Below are 16,878 nucleotides of genomic sequence, written 5' to 3'. Positions count from 1 at the left end.
GCTATGAGCGGACCCCAGACACGCGTATTGCTCGGCAGCCCGATCCACCAAAAACCGCTGATCCTGCACCAATTTCTAAAATCACTGCTGCGCCTGCGGCTTGACGGTGTTGAGCTGGGTTTTTATTTCATTGATGACAATGAGGATGAAGCGTCCAGTTCGCTGCTGCAGGAATTCTCCAAAAGCGCCAATAATGTATTCCTGCAGTCCTCCGGCTTCCGCGATACCTATGTCCGGGATGACCATACCCATTTTTGGAATTCGGGCCTGGTTTGGAAGGTGGCTGGCTTCAAGAACCTGATGATCCGGCGGGCTGAAGCCTTCGGCTATGATTATCTGTTCCTGATCGATTCGGATTTGATCTTACATCCGGACACGTTACTCCACCTGATACAGACGCAAAAAGATATTATCTCGGAGGTCTTCTGGACACAGTGGCAGCCGAACACGATGCTGCAGCCGCAGGTCTGGATGCATGACGAGTACAACCAGTGGGAGGCACTTCCGGGGGAGAAGCTTACCCACGAGGAGATCAACCACAGATTTCACGCCTTTCTGGCCAAGCTGCAGCAGCCGGGAATCTATGAGGTTGGCGGACTTGGCGCCTGCACGCTGATTAGCCGCCGGGCTATCGAGTCCGGGGTAAGCTATGATGTGATCCGGAATATCTCCTACTGGGGCGAAGACCGCCATTTCTGCATCCGTGCCGCCGCTCTGGGCATTCCGCTATATGTCGACACCCATTATCCTGCGCTGCATCTCTACAGGGACAGCGACCTTAGTAAGGTGGATGATTATATCCGGCTGACGTCACCCGCTCCGGAAGCAGCTGTGGACGGGACGGATGACGGGGCAGATGCAGCGGATACGGCGGGAACGATGGGAGGCGCACATGAAATAAAAGCTGCCGCTGCACCGGGAGGCGTACAAGAAGCGGAGGCGGTTCCGGGAGTCGTAGAAGAAACGGAGGGTTCTGCGGCACCCGGGGACGTACTACAAACGGAGGCGGAGGCTGGCCAAGCTGCAAAGACCGCAGAGCCGGAAGCTGAATCCGGGGAAACGTCGGTTCAACAGGATTCGCAGCCGCATTCTGCTCCGTGGACAGCGGCTGAGGCGAAGGTACGCCTGAGCAAAGACCTGCCGGCACTGCCGGGAGATGAACCCGCTGAGGCAGAGGATCATGCCGCCAATGCCGTCCCGTCGGCGTCTGCTGCCACTGCTTCCCCGGCTGGCAGACGACCAAAGCTGACTCTGACGATGGTCGTCAAGAATGAGAGCCAGCGCTTCCTGCAGCAAATTCTGCAAGAACATCGCAAGTATATCGACGAAGCCGTCATTATTGACGATGGCAGCACGGATAACACGGCTGACATTTGCCGGGAAGCCCTTCAGGGCATTCCACTCCGTCTTATACACAACACCGTCTCCAAGTTCAGCAATGAGGCGGAGCTGCGCAAGCAGCAGTGGGATGAGGTTGTTAAGAGTGGGCCGGAATGGATCCTGAGTCTGGATGCGGATGAGATTTTTGAAGAAAGGTTTGCCGGTGACATCGACGCCCTGCTGCGGGAGGATGCTTGCGACCTATTCTGCTTCCGGCTCTATGATTTTTGGGATGATCATCATTACCGTGAAGACAGGTATTGGCGTTCCCACCACAGCTATCGTCCGTTTCTGCTCCGCTACCGCGAGGGTTTCCCCTATATCTGGAATGAATCGCCGCAGCATTGCGGACGGCTGCCGGAGAATATTTTTGAGCTGCCCCATCAATTAAGCAATTTGCGGCTTAAGCATCTCGGCTGGTCCCGGCCAGAATTCCGGCTGGATAAATATTTGCGCTATATGCTGCTTGATCCGGATGGAATATACGGTTGGAAAGAGCAATATGCCTCCATCCTTGAGCAGCACCCCAATTTGGTTCCTTGGATAGAGTGAGTGGTAGTATACTGGACCCTATGCGGTTTTTCATGCAAATTTCACTGCACGCATCAACTAAACGAAACTGTATTCTGCAGCTGCTGACCGTGTTCGCCGGCTTTCTGATCTTCGGCTCGATGGCCGTTTCGGGCACGATGATGAATCTGTCCCATTTCTTCTACGGCCTCAGCTCGACAGTAGCACCGCTGATTACTCTACCGCCATTTGAAGAAACGCGGTCAACTGCTCTAGGGCGCTGTTGCCCTCAGTTTTCTTGAGTAAAGAGCATTTTTAGTTAAAAGCTGCACCACTAGCCTATACACTTCCAATAGCACAAAAAGAGCGTCCCTCAGCCATACATAGCTGGTGGACGCTCTTTTTGTGCCGGACTTGGACGATTTGATTCAGCAGATAGCAACAGCTACCCTTAATCTGTTCCAGTTACTCTGCTTCACCAAGTGCAATAAATGGATGCCTGCCGTAAGCAGATTGATTGCGGAATTGCGGAATTGTGGAGTACAGAATTTCAATTCCAGATCTATAGCTGTATTTCGTGCAACTATTCCCAGCCAAAAAGGCCAGAAGCGGCTTATAGTTGCAGTTCCTGCAATTAAAAAACCGTCACAAGGCTGAATGGGCGGGAAATCAAAAAAATAGCTGCACGAAATACAATTAAACCTCCACCGCATGGATAACGGGTCCATTTAGTTGTACGAAGTGCAGCTATCTGCTGATCACATCGGAAGAACTGCCTTGGCGGCCAATTCCAGCCAAGGCAGGGCATCGCATAGTCTGAACTGAGCGGTGCGCGATGTGGAACGCAAAGTACCAGCGCCCTGCTTCGCAGTGCGGAGTGCGGCACCAGTAGTGTTACGCAGCGCGGAGTGCGCACCAGCAGTGTTACGCAGCACAGAGTGCGCACCAGCGGTGTCACGCAGCACAGAACGCGCACCAGTAGTGTTTCGCAGCACAGAGTGCGCACCAGTAGTGTTACGCAGCGCAGAGTGCGCACCAGCAGTGTTACGCAGCGCGGAGTTCGGCACCAGTAGTGTTTCGCAGCACAGAGTACGCACCAGCAGTGTTACGCAGCGCGGAGTTCGGCACCAGCAGTGTTTCGCAGCACAGAGTGCGCACCAGCGGTGTCACGCAGCACAGAGTGCGGCACCAGTAGTGTTTCACAGCACAGAGTGCGGCACCATCAGTGTTTCGCAGCACAGAACGCCTCGTATCGCGAGTTTCTTCGTGGCGCGGAACATAGCGCACCACAAGCTGCTTCGCAGCTCAGAACGCAGCGCATCAAGGCTGCTGCTCCCTGCCAGACACAACTTATCTGCCAGCTTCTCACACTGTGCTTATTTTCTCCGCCGGCTCCGGCTTGGCAATGGAAACTTTCAGCTCACCGCCCGCATGGTGAACCTCCAGGACGGATCCCTCCGGCGCTTCCCCGGCGATGAGGGCGCGCGCAACAGGTGTCTCCAGACTGCGCTGGATGAACCGCTTGAGCGGTCTTGCTCCGTACACCGGATCAAAACCCTCCTTGGCGATGAACCGCACCGCCGCCTCGCTTAGCTTAAGGCCAACCCCCCGGTCGCTCAGACGCAGACGCAAGCCGTCGACCAGCTTGACAACGATCTGTTCAATTTCAGCCAATGTCAGCGGCTTGAACATTACGATATCGTCAACCCGGTTCAGGAACTCGGGACGGAAATGACCGCTCAGTTCCTTCATGACTCTGTCCTTGACCGCCTGGGTAAGCTCCCCGTTATCATCGGTGCCCTGGATCAGATGCGGCGAGCCGATATTCGAGGTCATAATGATAATCGAATTTTTGAAGTCGACGATCCGGCCTTGCGAATCGGTCAGCCGCCCGTCATCCAGCAGCTGCAGCAGGATGTTGAACACATCGGGATGGGCCTTCTCCACCTCGTCCAGAAGGACAACGGTGTAGGGCTGACGGCGCACCGCTTCGGTAAGCTGGCCGCCTTCCTCATAGCCGACATATCCCGGAGGCGCGCCGACAAGGCGCGAGACGCTGTGCTTCTCCATGTACTCCGACATATCAATACGGATCATGCCGTCTTCACGGTCGAACAGCGATACGGCCAGCGCCTTTGCCAGCTCGGTTTTGCCAACACCGGTCGGCCCGAGGAACAGGAAGGAGCCGATGGGCCGGTTCGGGTCTTTGATGCCTGCCCGGGCCCGGAGTACGGCATCCGCCACCAGCCGGACCGCCTCCTCCTGCCCGACAACCCGCTCATGCAGCATATCCTCCAGCCGCAGCAGCTTATCCCGCTCGCCTTCGACCAGTCTGCTCACGGGAACTCCTGTCCAGCGGGAGACGATATCCGCGATTTCTTCCTCTGTCACGGCCTCGCGCAGCAGCCGGGTCTCCTGATCTTGCTGCGCCGCTTCCTCCGCAGCCTTCACCTGCCGCTCCAGATCCGGGATGATGCCGTAGCTAAGCTCCGCCGATTTGTTGAGGTCGTAGATTTCCTGCGCATCCACCAGGTCCTTGCGCGCCTGCTCCAATTTTTTCTTCAGCTCACGGATGCCTTGAATAGCTGACTTTTCCTTTTCCCAGCGCGCAGTCATCCCGAGATGTTTCTCCTTAAGGTCAGCCAATTCACGCTGCAAGGATTCCAGTCTGCGCTTGCTGGCATCGTCTGTTTCCTTCTTCAGCGCGGCTTCTTCAATCTCCATCTGCATCAGGCGGCGGGTCACCTCATCCATTTCACCGGGCATGGAGTCGATCTCCGTGCGGATCATTGCGCAGGCCTCATCCACCAGATCAATCGCCTTATCCGGCAGGAACCGGTCCGTGATATAGCGGTTCGACAGCACGCCCGCTGCTACAAGTGCGCTGTCATGGATTTTGACCCCGTGATGCACCTCAAAACGTTCCTTCAGCCCGCGCAGAATGGAAATCGTGTCCTCCACATCCGGCTCACTGACCAGCACCTGCTGGAAACGGCGCTCCAGCGCCGGGTCCTTCTCGATATACTTGCGGTACTCATCCAACGTTGTCGCTCCGATACAGTGCAGCTCGCCGCGGGCCAGCATCGGCTTCAGCATGTTGCCGGCGTCCATCGCTCCTTCGGTTTTGCCTGCTCCGACAATCGTATGCAGCTCATCAATGAAGAGAATGATCCGCCCGTTACTCTCGCGTATCTCTTTCAGAACCGCCTGCAGCCGCTCCTCGAATTCCCCACGGTATTTGGCTCCGGCGACCAGCGCACTCATATCGAGCGAAAAAATCGTCTTATCCTTCAGTCCCTCCGGCACATCCTTGCGGACGATCCGGTGAGCCAGCCCTTCGACGATAGCCGTCTTCCCTACGCCCGGCTCCCCGATCAGCACCGGGTTATTTTTGGTTTTGCGGGAGAGGATGCGGATGACCCGGCGAATCTCCCCGTCACGTCCAATGACGGGATCAATCTTGCCGGCCCGCACTTCGGCCACCAGATCGCGGCCATATTTCTCCAACACCTCGTAGGTGGCTTCCGGCTCCCGGCTCGTCACCCGCTGGTGCCCGCGGATATCCGCAAGCACAGCCAGCAGCTTGTCACGTGTAATCCCCCGGCTGGCAAACAGTTCGCGCAGCTCGCGGTTTTCGCTGCCGGAAACAGATACCATGGCCAGTACGGCATGCTCTACGGCAACGAACTCATCCTGCATCCCTGCCGCTTCCTTCTCGGCCTGCTCCAGTACGGCAATCAGCGATGGCGAAGCATACCGCCGCATCGTGCCGGCACCCGATCCGCTGACACTGGGCTTCCGCTGAAGCAGCTCATCCGTGCCCTGCAGCAGCTCGGCAGCGGGAATGTTCATCTTCTGCAGCAGCCGCGGCAGCAGTCCATCCTGCTGCTGGAGCAGCGCCTTAAGCAGGTGGAGGTTATCGATCTCCTGATGTCCGCCCGCACCCGCCAGCGATTGTGCGGCTGCAACGGCTTCCTGCAGTTTTTGTGTTAGTTTGTTGAAGTCCATCTCCTTCATCACCTTTCCCTTTCTTCATCGCTCCTATATCTAATTACCCTCTGGCGGCTGTGCGCCGCTGCGCTCCGGAGCCTTGGCGTTTGGCTCCGGCCTGAAAGCTTGCACCCTCGGCCAGACGGCGGTAAATGTTCTTCTCCGCTTCCGTAGTTCCGGGCGGGATGACAATCTCAATCGCGAACAGGATGTCACCGTTTGTGCCGTTCGGGCGTTTCAGCCCCTTGCCCGGAATCCGCAGCGTTTTCCCGCCCGTGATCCCGGCGGGGATCTTCAATTTGACGCTGCTGCCATCGGGCAGCGGCACTTTGGCTTCTCCGCCCAGCACGGCCTGCCATGGGGCAATTTCCACCGTCCCATACAGATCGCCGCCTTCGGGCTCGTAAATCTCATGCGGCAGGATATGCAGCGTAATCAGCACGTCCCTACCCTGCGCAGCAGCATTCCCGCCGCCGGGAATCCGCAGGACCGTACCTTCGGGTGACCGCGCCGGGATGCTAACGTTCACGTCTTTGCCAGCGACCTGCACCCTTACTTTCCCGCCCTTGTAAGCCTGCTCCAGCGTAATCTCCAGCTGAGCCTGCATGGTGCCCTGCGCTTGCCCCCACGTTCCTCCCCCGCCTTGCCGCGCACCGCCGCTGCCGGAGAAGAAATCAAATCCGGCCCGGTCCGCCGCACCACGGCTGCCGAAGAACATGCCGAACAAATCCTCTTCGGAAATACCGCCGCTCCCGGAACCCGAATGCTGCGTGCCGCCCGTATTTGCGCCGCCAAATCCGTAGCGGAGCTCTTCATCGTAGGCTTTGCGCTTTTCCTCGTTGCCCAGCACCTCGTATGCTTCTGCCGCTTCCTTGAATTTCATATCCGCTCCAGGAGATTTATTAACATCGGGATGCCACTTTTTGGCGAGCTTTTGATAGGCTTTTTTAATCTCCTGCTTGGAAGCCTGCTTGCCTACCTCCAAGGCCTCGTAATAGTTTTTTGCCGCCAATCGAACCTCTTCCTTTCTGCTGGCTGCACCCATCCTCCGGCGCTTTCCGCTTGTATTCTTAAATATATTCTTCCCGTCCCATCAACTGGTAATTCGTCAGCCGGGTCAGCCCTGTGCTGCTTTACCTTGTCTCTGCTGCTGCCCACAGGGGATATACTCTCAGAAAAGACGCACCATAGCCGGAAATCCCACTACAATGCGCCTTCTATGGTTACTGCTATATGAAAAGCCCGGTGAAGCCGCTGCAACTGCAGGGATCAGAGAGGCATGCGGCATAGGCCGCCCTGCCCGGGACCCCTTTTTACACAGCTCATTCCTCCAGGCTTGAAAGTCTCACTTCACCTTCCATCCGCGTGCGGGACTCTCCGCTTCCCCCGGATGTTATAGCCTTGGAATATGTTACTGAAGCTGTTCTCCGGATGAACCATTATCCTGGATCTCAATGCGTTTGCCCTGAGATTTCTGCTGCTTCGGTACTTCCAGCGACAGCATGCCGTCTTTCAGGGAAGCCCGGATTTCATCTTCGGCAATATCCTGCACATAGAAGCGGCGCACATACTCCCCGTACCGGCGTTCTCTGCGCACTACCTGATGTTCTTCGTTCTCTTGAGCGTCCTCTTCCTTGCGTACCGCTTTGATCGTCAAATATGGACGGGTATAATCAATGTCGATTTCCTCTTTTTTGAAGCCGGGAAGCTCGGCCTCGATCAGATAGGCCTGACCGCTCTCGCGGATATCCGTCCGGAAGGACTGGGCAGCGCCGGTCATCGGAGCAAAAAACTCATCATTAAACACTTCGTTTAAAGACTTAGCCAGCACACCAAACACATCATCTCTGCGTTTTCCAAAAGGCACCAAATCAAACATGATCCATTCTCCTCTCAATGTCTTCAATTTTGAACTCAATTTTGACTTTGACTTTATTTGACCTTATGGCTTTATTATAGTCCGGCTACCGCTGGATGACAAAACCGGAATAAGCCGAAAATCCGGCAAATCCCGGCGTTTCGGCTTATTTTATATTACAAATTTTAGCTTTTTTAACGATTTGACCTTGTTTGACCTTTATCGTAAATAACGCTCCCGGTACTCCTGCTCCAGCATGCCCATCTTGATCACATCATGGTATTCATGGTTATAAAAAAGCGCCTCCCGCTGCACGCCCTCCCGGACAAAGCCGATGCTCTCATATACATGTATAGCACGGCTGTTGTAGCTAAAGACCTCCAGTTCGATCCGGTGCAAATTCAGAATCCCGAAGCCATAGTCCAGCATGAGCAGCAGAGACTCCCGGCCGTAACCCTGTCCCTGATGTTTCCCTTCGCCGATGGCGATCCGCAGATTCGCATTCCGGTTGTTCCGGTCGATATCCTGAATCGCAATGTCGCCGATCACCTCGTCATTCTCCTGAAGGGCAATCAGCAGAAGCACTGCGCTGTCATCCCCGGCTTTTCGCTCAATATACCCCGTGATCTGTTCCTTGTTGATATGCTTCTGGGTGCCTGTGAGGTAGCGGGTCTCCTTATCGTAGAACATGTGGTAGTACAGTTCGGCATCTTCCCCGTTAAGCGGACGCAGATACACTTTGTCTCCATTTAATAGCCCGGACTGCTTATTCATTGCTGCCAACTCCTGTCTCTTAGTGTAGCTCTATGATATTGCAAGACTGTATACTATAAAATAGACAAAATCATTCAATTTCGAAGGACAGATGGAGAGGATAATATGCTGCTTGTCCCCGCTCTCAGCGAGAACCATGAAATTCCCTACTATATTCAGCTATATCATTATTTCAAAAAAGAAATCATCAGCGGCTCCTTGCCGGCCGGTACCCGTCTGCCATCAATCCGTGTGTTTGCCGCCCAGCTAAGCCTCAGCGCTACACCGGTCGAGCTTGCTTACCAGCAGCTGCTGTCCGAGGGCTTCATCGCAAGCAAGCCGCGCAGCGGCTATTATGTTCAGCCTATGCATATGTTCAGCGGGCTGACAGCCGCCGCAGGCGCTCCGCCGCTGCCCAGCCGCCCGATAACAGCCCGCGACTCCCGGCCGTATGCCTATGATTTCCATATGTCGAAAAACGACTTTTCCCTGTTTCCCCACAAAATATGGCGCAGCCTCTATCAGGAACAGCTCGCCAACCCTGATCTGCTGCAATATGGCGATCCGCAGGGTGAGCCTGCCCTCCGCGAAAGCATCGCCGCCCATTTGCGGCAATTCCGCGGGCTGCGCTGCACGGCGGAGCAGGTTGTAATCGGCGGGGATCAATATACGCTATGTTCTCTGCTTTGCCTCATACTGCAGGGCAGCAGCAAACGGCTCGGCATTGAAGATCCGGGCTATCATCTGCTGCCGGCAGCATTCCGCAGGCACGGATTTGAGATGATTCCCATTCCTTTACAGGAAGACGGAATAGATGTGGAGAAGCTCTATACCAGCAGGGCCAGCAGCGTGTATATCTCGCCTTCCCACCAGTTCCCCAGAGGCATGACCTTGCCGATTGCCAAACGCCACGCTTTGCTGGACTGGGCCCGTTCAACGGACAGCATAATCATTGAAGACGACTACGACGGTGAGTTCCGCTATCACGGAAGGCCGATTCCCGCACTGCAGGGACTTCTGGAAGACAGCCCCGTAATCTACATGTGCAGCTTCGCCCAGTCTCTAGCCCCTGCCCTTAGCATTCACTACATGGTTCTGCCGAAAGCACTGCTGCCGCTGTATCACCATTTGACGAGGGAGCTGTATCTGGAGCATTCAGCCTCCCGGCTGAATCAGATCGCGATGCATTATTTTATGGAAAGAGGGCATTTCGAGAAGCATCTGCGGAGAATGCGGCTGCTCTACCAGAAAAAACATGACCTTCTCCTCCGCTCCATTCAGCGCTATTTCGGAGACCAGGCAGCCGTAAGCGGAAGGGACGCCGGATTTCACATTCTGCTCACACTGAAATCCGGCGGCAGTGCCCGGCAGCTTGCGGCTGTGGCAGAAAAGGCCGGCATTCGGGTTACCCCGATGTCTTATACATGGTGGGAGCAGCCCGAAAACGATGACCCTGAGTTTATCCTTGGATTCGGGGGCATCCCTGAAAACCTGATCGAAGAGGGAATCCGCCGTCTGGCTGAGGTATGGCTGCCCTTGATTTAACGAAGTTATTCAGCAGACCCTTCAGGAAGGTGAATCCCAACGACCCTTGACCATTACCTTTGCTCGGACAGACCACTGCCGCCGGAAGGCTCCTTTGACCTGGCGGATAAGCAATTCATCCGCGTGACCAAATAGCGAAGTTAATCCCCCGGCCCGCTGGGGTATGCTAATCCCCAGAAACAGCCGCAGCATTTCCTGTCAGCTGTATTTCTCCAGTATTTCGGCAAGCATACCCTTTAGTTCCTCCACCAGCTCCGGCGGTTCGTGGACCGTCGCCCCGTTTCCGAGCCCCATAACAAATCTGGCAAAAAAGCGAAGATCGCTTCCAGATACCTTGCCTTCCAGCCATCCGGTCCCGTCTTCACGCCTATGCAGCAGGGATGCCGACCACAGCTCGGCCTCACAGCTCTGGACCCCCGCTTTCCCAAGCTCTACGTGAAGTTTGACCCGTTCCTCTTCAGGCACCTGCTCCATGGCGCTGTAAATCTCCTTATTTCCCAGATGGATATGCCGCAAATCTAGGGGCGCCAGCCCCGAATGGTCATAGTCCGCCGAATGGATCCGGTCGCAGCGGAACACGCGGATATCCCCGCGCACAAAACAATAAGCCGGGCAGTACCATAAGCCGCTGCTGGCATAAATGCCGACAGGCTGTATTGCTCTGCACGACTGCTGCCCTTTGGATTCATAGTCGATCCGTAGTACTTTCTGATCGGTAGCCGCCTCCAGCAGGATCGACAAATAAGGAAACTCTGCCTGCCTTGACGGAGTCACGAAATCAATCCGGTTTTTCATCTCATCAATCCGGTCGCGGACATCACCCGACATATAATTATAAAATTTGTGCAATGCTGATAGGGACTCTTCTTTAAAGGGCAGATACTGATAGTGACGCAAGGCATGGCTGGCAAAAAAAATCGCTACCGCCTCCGCTTCCGTAAAAGCAATCGGCGGAAGAATCCGTTCGTTCAGCACCTGATAACCTCCATGGGGGCCTACTTCGGAATACAGCGGAACCCCAAGCTCGCCAAGCTCCTGTAAATCCCTCAGAATCGTTCGTGTAGAGACCCCGAATTCGTCGGCCAGCTCCCTGACGGTAAACTTCCGCCTGCGGTTGACGGTCATCATCAGGTCCAGCAGTCTTTTCGATTTGGACATGCGCCAGCCTCCATTCAGATGATTTGAAATTGGCTTCATTTACTTTTCTATTCATGACAATACTTGTCACTATTATAGACTACAATGAAATCAAAGCCCAGCCGCAAAGGGCAAATACAGCTTGAAGGAGCGAATTAGAAATGAGTATCCAACTAAATCCTTTTATCCTGCTTGACGGTACGGCAGAGGAAGCCATTGCTTTTTATCAGGAGAGTCTGGGAGCAAAACTTCAGTTTAAGCAAACCGTGGGACAAGGCCCGCAGAATCCGGATTCACCATTGTCGGACGAAGAAAAAGCGCGTATCGCCCATTCTGTCCTGAGTGTGGGAGACACGGATATTTTTGTAGCCGATCTTGACATCGGACAGGTACTGCAAACAGGCAACGGCATCAACATCTGCCTTTCGACGGAGGACGCCGGGGAAGCGGAACGGTTATACAACACCCTTAAGGAAGGCGGGCAGGTTGACGTTGAACTCGGTCCGGTCTATTTCAGCCCAGCCTACGGCATGATCACCGACAAGTTCGGTGTAACCTTTCAAATCTTCACCAAGCGGCCACGGTAAAAAAACAGGCCATGGCTCCTGCCCTTCCATAGGCAGGCAGCCATGGCCTGTGTCTGTATTTAAGTGCCCCGTTTAAAACGGCTTTAACAAATGTTGATTTTGTTCCTTAGATTAAACTTCGGCGATAGTAACCTTTCCAGTACCGCCACCTAATGTGGATAGAACATAAATCAAGCTGTGTTGGTCCTCATTCGAAAGTCTTACGCAACCATGTGTTGGACGTAGTGGATAAGAAGGGGCACCTGTATCTGCTGGATCTCCACCATGAATCCATAGACCTGAGCGGCCATTTTGTTCTGCAATTAACGCATTGCCACTAACAGGGTCCATTATGATATATTTCGACGGGCCATAAGAGCGTTTATTTTTAACCGTTTGGGGCATTGGCTCTTTCGATATTGTTGCTGAATATACCCCGGTTGGTGTATGTCCGTCAGTCTGAGACCAAGGATAACCGTACTCTGAGCGGCCAAGTGCTTGTACAGGACCAAATACTAAAGCCCCGCTATCATTATACATTTTCAGTGAACCCAATTTTGTCCGGTTTGCATTCAAGTTAACCCGAATGTGGTATCCCATTTATAAAACCTCCAATTGTTTTTGAAGGATTAGCTGATGGAGTGGCAGAGGCTAATAGATAACTCCATATCATTGTGCTCTGCATCAACCGCCTTCTATTAATAGGGAGTTAGAGGAGGAGGATTTACAACCACGGATTACTAATTATCAACTTTATTTGGAAAATATTATTTATTCTCAAGTCTAATCCTGAATATACAACTTTGATTATCTGTGACATAAACTCCGTTTTATTCAAGAGATGTCTCTTTTAGAGGTGTCTCTTTTCCTTTATAGATTTAACTAATTCAGACGTAGCTTTGTTGCGATATTGCAGCGTCTGAGCTTATTTCAGGCGTTTTTGTATGACGCGTATCGGACGTCCTGCATATTTTCCATATAATGAATTTTTTTGTATAAAAATACCTTTAAATGTGACATGGGTCACTTACTAATAAGGGTGAAATAAAGAACAATGATTAGACAAAGAAATTCTTATTTTGTATTTTGTGGAATATCATGGAGAAACTTTTTTCGCTTTTTACGGAAGGATGGATCATATTGGAGTTGGATCTTAACGGGATCAATGCTGATTCACTGGTTCAGATGCTAAGAGCATCATTTACCCTTGAAAATTGGGACGGTATCCTCCAAATCGCCGATAGGCTATACAGCGAGATTAATCAATTTTACAGCATATATCAGCGGGAGCATGCCGACGGCCAGAAGGTGTGCAACTTCGGAATAAACCGAAGCATCGTCTATTACTTCGGCTATTCTATGTGTTTGAAAGGAATCGCGCTTGAGAAGCTGGGCCGATATGACGAGGCGAGAGAGTGCATCTCGAAGTATGAGGATTTGGGATGGATTAACGGTATGAACGCCGAGGGCTGGGCCGAGGTTGAATATTATCGTGAAATTGCCCTAGCTAATCTGCACGTGATCGAACTGAACGAGGGGAACACCACCGCACTTCCGGATTACCTGGTTTTCCTGCGGCATAACGAAGAGGAAATCCTGCCAGGCATGATATACATCCTGGAGTCAGCAATCAAGCATAAGTACAACGTCGATGAGGTGCTGATCGAGTTCAAAGAGCAGATCGACTCGATGGGGGAATACTACATAACAAAAAGGAATATCCGGTATTACATAGATTACATTTATTTGAAGGCGAAATATTATTACATAAATGGAAATATATATGATTCTATAAATTCGCTTCTATGTTCTTTGGCATCATCAGTTAAGCTTAAAGATGATACAGGGTTCCGTAAGTCAGCGGTTCTCTTTGAGAAACTCCGAAATCAAACAACTTCCGGGCAACTGGACGAGTACCTCTGCTTGATGGAACAAATACAAGACTAGGGAGGATTTCAAAATGAAGAAAAAAGTGTTTACGCTCATCTTTATTGTGGTCGCTTTGGTAAGTGTTAATGCAGCTGTTGTCAGCGCGGACGCAGGATCCACCAGCACGGATAAGATCGCAAGCGGCGGCTTCGGACCGCTGCGCCACGGGGTAGACCATTAAATAAATCAATAGCCGGACGAGCCTCTGCAAACTCTGCAGGGGCTTTTTCGCGTGTGAAAAAGTATGGGGCTATCAAAGCTGGGCTTATTTCCATTGATGCACGGTTAACTGCTGGATTAGCGGTCGGCTAATCTCCCGGAAGGGAGGTGATGCCTGTGGAGGTATACCAAGCACTGACGCTGATGATTTCATTTGCGACGCTGGTTGTGTTGATTTTATCCTTCAACAAAAAGAAGTAGACCGCCCATCTTGGTAGGGTGAGCGCGATCTACTTCTCCGTTGCCTTATACCAAGGCCGTCCGCTCTTATCGCGGATTGTACACTGGAGTCGTGTTGACGCACGGCTCCTTCTTTAATTGTATCTTAGCATATCGGTTTTCATACAACAAGGTGATACAAAAAAAGCCAAACCTATTGACCGTTCACAGGCAGCGGATAGTCAATACAGCGCACGCCACAAATAAAATGTGGCATAGGCTTCCCAGCCGTGCCAGGGTACCGACAGTGCCAGCAGTTCCGCCGGGGTCGGCTTTCTATCCATGCCGGTGAGGAACTTCACCGCATTCTGCAGGCCGACATCTCCTACGGGGAAGGCAGTGGCGTCGCGCAGGCAGCGCATCCGCACATACTGCGAGGTCCACGGACCGATTCCCCGGATCTTCAGCAGCCGCTGCTCGGCGGCTTCAGGGGACGGCAGGGCCAGCAGCTCCTCCCGGCTCAATTCACCACCGGAGATCAGTCCAGCCACATCCAATAGGGTCCGCGCTTTGCTGCGGGTCAGCTGCAGACTACAGAGTTCTTCCATCGAGACCTTTAGAAACGTCTCAGGCCCCGGAAAATGATAATAAGTATGCCCTTCATATTCCAGCGACTTCCCGTATTCAGCGGTGAGTTGCTGCTTCAGCCTGTAGGCAAAAGCCAGATTGACCTGCTGGCCGAGAATAGCCCAGCATAAAGCCTCGAACAGATCGGGAATGCCGATGATCCGCAAGCCCCGTTCACTCGCCGCGAGCTTCTGCAAGAGCGGGTCTGCGTCAGCCAGCCGGTAGAACGGTGCAAGATCGCGGTCCAGATCGAACCATTCCACGATATACTGCGTCAGTTCCGCCAGAGGTTTCGGGCCGGGAAAAGCACCGGTCAGCAGTGTGGCTTGTAGACGCGGTGTACCGGCTGCAACCGTCAGCCTGACCAGCGACGGCGTTCCTTCCAGCATGAACAGCCGGGTAACCCCTTCCCCATCGGAACGGAACAGGCATTCCAGCGGCGAACGGTTCATGTATTCCAGACATGTGGACAAGTCAAAAAACTCCGGCAGCGGCAGCTCAAAAAGCAAATCGTTCATGTCCCGCCGCCCCCACATTCGTAATGCCTTCCAATTTCAGCAGCTCCTGCTTCAGCTTGAGGCCGCCCCGGTATCCGGTTAGTGTGCCGTTCGTGCCGATGACCCGGTGGCAGGGCAGCACAACCGGCAGCGGATTTTGCCCGTTAGCCGCACCCACCGCGCGGACTGCCTGCGGTCTTCCGATGCTTACGGCAAGCTCCTTGTAGGTCACTATTGCACCATGGGGAATAGCGGCCAGCCCCATCCAGACCTCCTGCTGAAACGGGGTGCCCCAGAGATCCAAAGGGATACTGCTGAAGCTTACAGGCTCTCCGTTAAAATAACTCTCCAGAAGCTGCGTGGCCCCGAATTGATCGAAGATGCCAGCGTCCTCGCTGAACTGATGTGACGGTGCATAGGTTTTCAGCCACGATGCCGGAAGCACGCCTTGATCCTCCTGATAAGATATGCGGATTAGGCCCTTCTTGCTGGCCCACAAAGTCCAGTCTCTATTCCGGACGTTGAGGGTATGATGGAAAATCTCAATGGTCTTGAGTGTCTGGGTCATGCTGGATTCCTCCTTTGAGCTCTGTACGGTATTCTGTTGGCGCAAGGCCGGTCTTCCGCGCAAACCATGCGGCAAAATGGGACGGTCCCTGAAAGCTGACCGCCTTGCCAACCTCAGCAATGGCGAGCCCGGTGTCCGCGAGCAGTCCGCATGCTTTCTCCAGCCGCAGCTGGTCCAGCCTCGCGGCAGGAGACTGGCCGGTTACCCGCTTATAGGTTCTTTGCAGGTGAAACGGGCTGACTTTCAGCTGTTCAGCCAGTGACTGCAGCGTCAGCTTCTCTCCATAACGTTCTGCCATAACGGCATCTGCCTGTGCGGCAAGCACCGCGTCGGGTCTTAGCCTGCCGCCTTCCTCGGGGCGGCATCTTTTGCAGGGGCGGAAACCTGCTCTCGTCGCCTCCTGCAAAGAACCGTAAAAGACCACATTGCCCGCCTTCGGCGTTCTTGCCCGGCAGGAAGGGCGGCAGACAATATGTGTAGTCAACACCGCTGTATAATAAACCCCGTCATAGGTTGATTCCCGCTTGACTACCGAATCGTAGACCTGTTCGAATAATGCCTGATCCATATGAAATCACCTCATACCGCCAGTATAAACGATTGCTTTGGCCTTATGCAGCCTATCGCAATAGGAGAGCAAGATTACGACAGTAAAGACCTTTGCAACCGGGCTCTGACCAGTCCACCATGCCGCGCGATATGCGCACAGCGGTCCGCTTCGGCCAGAAGGGGGCTTTCAACGCTGCCGGACTGGAGAGACGCTATTTATAGCAGAAAGGCCCACTTTCATGCCCAGCGGACTGCATTGACGTTATTTCCTGTTTCCTGCGACAATTAGACAGTTTTTGTGAAAATAGCGGCGCTGAGGTCCGTTTCGCCCCCAATAAGACTGATTTTGCCGAAATAGAAGCGCTGGAGTCCGGCTGCTTCCACATGCCGGCTCATCTAAACCGGCAATCCAAGTGGAAACGGCTTTGCCGTCCTTTTTAAGGACGGTACCGTTTCAGCGAGAAATAGAAGGATAAGTTATCGTGTGAAACATATAAATTCTGGCGTAATATATAATCCTTGTAGAAAAGGAAAATCCCCAGCGACTATCGAAGAAAGAAGCACCTGACAAAGAGCTTCAATCGTACCTAC

At 53.3% G+C, this 16,878-nt stretch carries 17 protein-coding genes; 7 read left to right on the top strand and 10 right to left on the bottom strand.

Translation table 11 applies throughout. The features are described 5' to 3' along the window. The first annotated feature begins 3 nt into the window (after nucleotides 1-3). Together ACAN56_RS08770 and ACAN56_RS08765 are read left to right on the top strand one after the other, a co-directional pair. Nucleotides 4-1,932, top strand: coding sequence for a glycosyltransferase family 2 protein (locus ACAN56_RS08770; protein ID WP_379142103.1), 1,929 nt, complete (start codon nucleotides 4-6; stop codon nucleotides 1,930-1,932). Beyond that, nucleotides 1,929-2,192, top strand: a complete 264-nt coding sequence (locus tag ACAN56_RS08765; protein ID WP_379142668.1) for a hypothetical protein — start codon at nucleotides 1,929-1,931, stop codon at nucleotides 2,190-2,192. Before ACAN56_RS08770 ends, ACAN56_RS08765 begins: the two co-directional genes overlap by 4 nt. Before the next feature lie 456 nt (nucleotides 2,193-2,648). On the opposite strand, the gene ACAN56_RS08760 is transcribed toward ACAN56_RS08765, so the two are convergent. From ACAN56_RS08760 to ACAN56_RS08740, 5 genes are all read right to left on the bottom strand, one after another. Then, complete coding sequence (locus tag ACAN56_RS08760) at nucleotides 2,649-2,885, bottom strand: hypothetical protein (protein ID WP_379142101.1); 237 nt, start codon at nucleotides 2,883-2,885, stop codon at nucleotides 2,649-2,651. A 370-nt stretch (nucleotides 2,886-3,255) separates the two neighbouring features. Next, entirely contained in the window at nucleotides 3,256-5,898 is a 2,643-nt protein-coding gene (gene clpB / locus ACAN56_RS08755) for an ATP-dependent chaperone ClpB (RefSeq protein ID WP_379142098.1), read from the bottom strand. 43 nt (nucleotides 5,899-5,941) lie between these two features. Next, entirely contained in the window at nucleotides 5,942-6,892 is a 951-nt protein-coding gene (locus ACAN56_RS08750; RefSeq protein WP_038584918.1) for a DnaJ C-terminal domain-containing protein, read from the bottom strand. A 399-nt stretch (nucleotides 6,893-7,291) separates the two neighbouring features. After that, on the bottom strand, nucleotides 7,292-7,759 hold the full coding sequence (locus ACAN56_RS08745; protein ID WP_038584915.1) for an Hsp20/alpha crystallin family protein: 468 nt from the start codon (nucleotides 7,757-7,759) through the stop codon (nucleotides 7,292-7,294). Nucleotides 7,760-7,957: 198 nt separating this feature from the next. Further along, nucleotides 7,958-8,512 carry a GNAT family N-acetyltransferase gene (locus tag ACAN56_RS08740; protein WP_342438022.1) on the bottom strand — a complete coding sequence of 185 codons (555 nt, stop codon included), beginning with the start codon at nucleotides 8,510-8,512 and terminating at the stop codon, nucleotides 7,958-7,960. 105 nt (nucleotides 8,513-8,617) lie between these two features. Between ACAN56_RS08740 and pdxR the strand changes: the two genes are divergently transcribed. Continuing rightward, nucleotides 8,618-10,036: a MocR-like pyridoxine biosynthesis transcription factor PdxR gene (gene pdxR / locus ACAN56_RS08735; RefSeq protein ID WP_379142095.1), complete on the top strand. Its 1,419-nt coding sequence runs from the start codon at nucleotides 8,618-8,620 to the stop codon at nucleotides 10,034-10,036. Between the two features lie 198 nt (nucleotides 10,037-10,234). On the opposite strand, the gene ACAN56_RS08730 is transcribed toward pdxR, so the two are convergent. Next, nucleotides 10,235-11,194, bottom strand: coding sequence for a helix-turn-helix transcriptional regulator (locus ACAN56_RS08730; RefSeq protein ID WP_038584907.1), 960 nt, complete (start codon nucleotides 11,192-11,194; stop codon nucleotides 10,235-10,237). A 140-nt stretch (nucleotides 11,195-11,334) separates the two neighbouring features. Between ACAN56_RS08730 and ACAN56_RS08725 the strand changes: the two genes are divergently transcribed. Then, a complete protein-coding gene (locus tag ACAN56_RS08725; protein WP_379142091.1) occupies nucleotides 11,335-11,760 on the top strand; it encodes a VOC family protein in 426 nt (141 codons plus the stop codon). Between the two features lie 111 nt (nucleotides 11,761-11,871). On the opposite strand, the gene ACAN56_RS08720 is transcribed toward ACAN56_RS08725, so the two are convergent. Further along, entirely contained in the window at nucleotides 11,872-12,339 is a 468-nt protein-coding gene (locus tag ACAN56_RS08720; protein ID WP_341089269.1) for a L,D-transpeptidase, read from the bottom strand. A 540-nt stretch (nucleotides 12,340-12,879) separates the two neighbouring features. Between ACAN56_RS08720 and ACAN56_RS08715 the strand changes: the two genes are divergently transcribed. From ACAN56_RS08715 to ACAN56_RS08705, 3 genes are all read left to right on the top strand, one after another. Next, on the top strand, nucleotides 12,880-13,686 hold the full coding sequence (locus ACAN56_RS08715; RefSeq protein WP_379142089.1) for a DNA-binding protein: 807 nt from the start codon (nucleotides 12,880-12,882) through the stop codon (nucleotides 13,684-13,686). 13 nt (nucleotides 13,687-13,699) lie between these two features. Beyond that, nucleotides 13,700-13,849, top strand: a complete 150-nt coding sequence (locus tag ACAN56_RS08710) for a hypothetical protein (RefSeq protein WP_156130793.1) — start codon at nucleotides 13,700-13,702, stop codon at nucleotides 13,847-13,849. 149 nt (nucleotides 13,850-13,998) lie between these two features. After that, nucleotides 13,999-14,088 (top strand): putative holin-like toxin, encoded by a 90-nt coding sequence (locus tag ACAN56_RS08705; RefSeq protein WP_379142086.1) that lies wholly within the window; start codon nucleotides 13,999-14,001, stop codon nucleotides 14,086-14,088. Nucleotides 14,089-14,288: 200 nt separating this feature from the next. Here ACAN56_RS08705 and ACAN56_RS08700 read toward each other — a convergent pair whose 3' ends face one another. From ACAN56_RS08700 to ACAN56_RS08690, 3 genes are read right to left on the bottom strand one after another with little or no spacing between them, the layout of a single operon-like run. Next, nucleotides 14,289-15,191, bottom strand: a complete 903-nt coding sequence (locus ACAN56_RS08700) for a DNA-3-methyladenine glycosylase family protein (protein ID WP_379142084.1) — start codon at nucleotides 15,189-15,191, stop codon at nucleotides 14,289-14,291. Continuing rightward, on the bottom strand, nucleotides 15,172-15,738 hold the full coding sequence (locus ACAN56_RS08695) for a methylated-DNA--[protein]-cysteine S-methyltransferase (protein ID WP_379142081.1): 567 nt from the start codon (nucleotides 15,736-15,738) through the stop codon (nucleotides 15,172-15,174). Before ACAN56_RS08695 ends, ACAN56_RS08700 begins: the two co-directional genes overlap by 20 nt. Then, nucleotides 15,713-16,306, bottom strand: coding sequence for a bifunctional transcriptional activator/DNA repair enzyme AdaA (locus tag ACAN56_RS08690; RefSeq protein WP_038584893.1), 594 nt, complete (start codon nucleotides 16,304-16,306; stop codon nucleotides 15,713-15,715). The genes ACAN56_RS08695 and ACAN56_RS08690 overlap by 26 nt, the downstream gene beginning before the upstream one ends. Between the last annotated feature and the right edge of the window lie 572 nt (nucleotides 16,307-16,878).

Source organism: Paenibacillus paludis (genome assembly GCF_042610515.1).
In the GTDB taxonomy this organism is placed as follows: Bacteria; Bacillota; Bacilli; order Paenibacillales; family Paenibacillaceae; genus Paenibacillus_AQ.
This window is presented reverse-complemented; position numbering and strand designations above follow the sequence as displayed.

Coding starts and splice junctions, on each gene's coding strand:
- ACAN56_RS08770 (WP_379142103.1), top strand. CDS start 4: ATGAGCGGACCCCAGACACGCGTATTGCTCGGCAGCCCGATCCACCAA.
- clpB (WP_379142098.1), bottom strand. CDS start 5,898: ATGGACTTCAACAAACTAACACAAAAACTGCAGGAAGCCGTTGCAGCC.
- ACAN56_RS08745 (WP_038584915.1), bottom strand. CDS start 7,759: ATGTTTGATTTGGTGCCTTTTGGAAAACGCAGAGATGATGTGTTTGGT.
- ACAN56_RS08740 (WP_342438022.1), bottom strand. CDS start 8,512: ATGAATAAGCAGTCCGGGCTATTAAATGGAGACAAAGTGTATCTGCGT.
- pdxR (WP_379142095.1), top strand. CDS start 8,618: ATGCTGCTTGTCCCCGCTCTCAGCGAGAACCATGAAATTCCCTACTAT.
- ACAN56_RS08730 (WP_038584907.1), bottom strand. CDS start 11,194: ATGTCCAAATCGAAAAGACTGCTGGACCTGATGATGACCGTCAACCGC.
- ACAN56_RS08725 (WP_379142091.1), top strand. CDS start 11,335: ATGAGTATCCAACTAAATCCTTTTATCCTGCTTGACGGTACGGCAGAG.
- ACAN56_RS08720 (WP_341089269.1), bottom strand. CDS start 12,339: ATGGGATACCACATTCGGGTTAACTTGAATGCAAACCGGACAAAATTG.
- ACAN56_RS08710 (WP_156130793.1), top strand. CDS start 13,700: ATGAAGAAAAAAGTGTTTACGCTCATCTTTATTGTGGTCGCTTTGGTA.
- ACAN56_RS08705 (WP_379142086.1), top strand. CDS start 13,999: ATGCCTGTGGAGGTATACCAAGCACTGACGCTGATGATTTCATTTGCG.
- ACAN56_RS08700 (WP_379142084.1), bottom strand. CDS start 15,191: ATGAACGATTTGCTTTTTGAGCTGCCGCTGCCGGAGTTTTTTGACTTG.
- ACAN56_RS08695 (WP_379142081.1), bottom strand. CDS start 15,738: ATGACCCAGACACTCAAGACCATTGAGATTTTCCATCATACCCTCAAC.
- ACAN56_RS08690 (WP_038584893.1), bottom strand. CDS start 16,306: ATGGATCAGGCATTATTCGAACAGGTCTACGATTCGGTAGTCAAGCGG.